Source organism: Pseudomonas sp. B16(2017), from assembly GCF_002113205.1.
Lineage (GTDB): Bacteria > Pseudomonadota > Gammaproteobacteria > Pseudomonadales > Pseudomonadaceae > Aquipseudomonas > Aquipseudomonas pharyngis.
Genome location: NZ_NEKA01000029.1, coordinates 1 through 2,917, shown reverse-complemented (window position 1 = coordinate 2,917; position 2,917 = coordinate 1). Strand labels below are relative to the sequence as shown.

The following is a 2,917-nucleotide window of genomic DNA, read 5'->3' as shown; positions in this document are numbered from 1 at the left end:
CCCGGCTTGTTCGGCGGCGGACAATTGGAGGTCAACCCCAACGGATCCACCCACCCCGTCGGATTCGGCACGTACTGGTACTGGTTCAGTCCACCCGCCAGCTTCACCGGATCCGGCGTCAGATACCGTCCCACGTCCGAGTCGTAATACCGGTGCCGGTTGTAATGCAGCCCGCTTTCGTCATCGAAGTACTGCCCCTGAAAGCGCAGTGGCTGGTTCAGGTAGTCCTCGGTCGCCAGTTCCAGTGAGGTGACCTTGCCGTAGGCGCTGTATTTGGCCGACCAGACGATGTCGCCGCTGTAGTCGGTCAGTTCCTGCGGGGTGCCGAGGTGGTCGAGTTGGTAGTAGAACGGGCAGGCGCGTTTCGGGCCTTTGCCGTCGAGCATGACCAATGGGCGGAAGGTGCCGGGTTCGTAGATGAAGCTGCGGTGTTGTTCTTTACTGCTTTCGGCGATCAGGTGGTCGCCTTGCCAGAAAAACTCGGTGGTCTGGCCATTGACGGTCTTGCGGATGCGCCGGCCGAAGGCGTCGTACTGGTAGCTGGCGCTGGTGCCGTCGGGGCGGGTCAGGCCGATCAGGCGGTGCTGGCTGTCGTAGCGGTATTCGGTGACAAGTTGTTGCGCGCGGCCGCGGCGTTCGCGGATCAGGTTGCCGAAGGCGTCGTAGTCGTAATGACGGTCGCCCTGCATCAGCAGGCGATTGCCCTTGATCTGTGCCGGCCCCGGACGGTCCTGCATCAGCAGGTTGCCGGCCGGGTCGTGGGCGAAGTTTTCCGGCAGGTCGTCGCGGGTGTGGCGCACGCTGGCCAGACGGTCGAGCGCGTCGTAGTAATAGCTACGTTGACCGTGACGACTGTCGGCGATAGACGCCAGGTTGCCATTGACCGCGTAACTGTAGTGGCGCAGGTACAGCGCGCGGTCATGTTGATGAACAGAATGAACCCGCAACCGGCCCTGTTCGTCGTAGGCATATTCGCTGAGCAGCAGGCCTTGCTGGCGTTGCTGTTCGCGGCCGTTCTGGTAGACGTGGCGGGTCAGCAAGGCGCCGTTGAGGTCGATCGCGGTCAGCGCGCCGCCCTTGGCGTAGTGGTAGTCGAGCTTGCTGTTGTCCGGCAGACGCATGCGAGTGAGTTGGCCGCAGGCGTCGTAGGTGTAACGCAAGGTGCCCCAGCCCTGATGCTCGCGCACCAGCCGGTCCTGCAGGTCGTATTCGAAGGCCAGCGGGTGATCCTGGCCGTCATCCACGCCGACCAGTCGACCGAGGCGGTCATAGCGGTAGCTGACCTCGACCCCGTCCGGCAGGGTCTTGAGCAGCAATCGCCCGGCGCTGTCACGCTGGTAAGTGGTGACCAGCGTCGAGCCGTCGTCGCCGAACTCGGTCTTTTCCAGCAGGTGGCCGTTGCGGTCGTAGGCATACGCCGTACGCCGGCCATCGAAGCCGGTTTCCTGTCGGATCAGTCCGGTGGGCGTGTAGTCCAGCCGATACTTTTCGCCCGACTCGTTCTCGATTTCCGTCAGCAGCAGCTGCGCATGGTCGTAGCGGTACTGCAGCCGCGTGCCGTCGGGGTTGATCCGGCGGCTGACCAAATGCAGGTCGTCGTCATATTCGTAGCGGGTGATGCGCCCCAGCTCATCGCGTTCGGCGGTGATCTGGCCGTAGGCGCTGTAGGACCAGGCGCGGGTGGCGCCATTCGGCGAGGTGGTCTGGATCAGCCGGCCAACGGCGTCCCACGCGTGGCGAGTGACCGCACCGTGTTCGTCCTGCGCAGTAATCCGCCGCCCCTGAAGATCGTAGGAAAACTTCCGAACCCCACCGTCCGGCAAGCTCTCCTCGACCAACTGGCCCAGGTCATTCCACATGAACACATGGCGACCGGAATCCGGATAACGGACCGACAGCAACCGCCCCTGCGGGTCGTAGTGGTAATGGGTGACGTGGCCATCCGGGTCGACCGCTTCGGTGATATCACCCTGGGCATTGCGCCGGTACGTCCACACCGCATCGCCACGCGAACGGCTGTGCAGGAAACCGTTGCGGTATTCGTAGGACGTCGGCGCATCGTCCGGCGGAATCAGCGCGATCAGCCGCCCGGCGTCGTCATAGCGGTATTCGGTGACCGCGCCCAGCGCATCCTGCTCGGCAATCAGCCGGCCCTGCGCGTCGTAGGCCTTGAGCTGTTCGCCACCATCGGCGGCGACCTGACGCACCAGCCGCGCCGTATCGTCGTGGACGTAGGTTTCTTCAGTGCCGTCGACGTACTGCACCGTGACACTGCCGGCGTCATCCCAGACGTAACGCGTATCCATCTGCGAAAACGACGCCCAGTGCCGCACGCAACGCGCTGCCTTGCCGGCACGCTCCCACTCCCAGAAGAAGCTCGCGCCGCCGGCCAGCTGCCGTTGCAGGATGACGTGCTGGTCGTCGTAGTCGTAACGCTCAGTCTCGCCGACCGCGTTCGACGCCTCGATCAATCGATGGCGGGCATCAAAGCGGTAGCTGGCCAGCGTTTGCTCGGTGCGCCAGACCGCATCGCGCCAAACCTGATAATCGACCGCAACCAGATGCGCTCGCTCATAGCGCAGCAACAACGAACGACCAGCGCCGTTGTCGAGGCGCTCAACGCGATCCAGACGATCCCGCGTAATACGCAACCGGTTACCGTAGGCATCGCTGACAGCCGTCAGACGCCCAACCCGAAAGTGATAAAACCGCGCAGCGTCCCCCGCCAGCGCAACGATCAACTCCTCCGGCTCATCCCCCAAAAAGATCGCCGCCCGCGACAAGCTGTTGTGAATGGCCGGCCGCTCGACACTCGGCAACGGAAACCGCGTGCGCCGGTTCTCATGGTCGACCCAGACCACCGAAGCGCCATCAATCTCCAGCCGATGCGCCAGCGAATGACTCCAGCCAAACCCCA

1 protein-coding gene is annotated in these 2,917 nt (G+C 63.8%); it reads right to left on the bottom strand.

Annotated elements, in window-relative coordinates:
- Positions 1-2,917, bottom strand: a 2,917-nt coding sequence (locus CAG25_RS28055) for an RHS repeat-associated core domain-containing protein (protein ID WP_143515464.1), incomplete at both ends; no start/stop codon positions are given.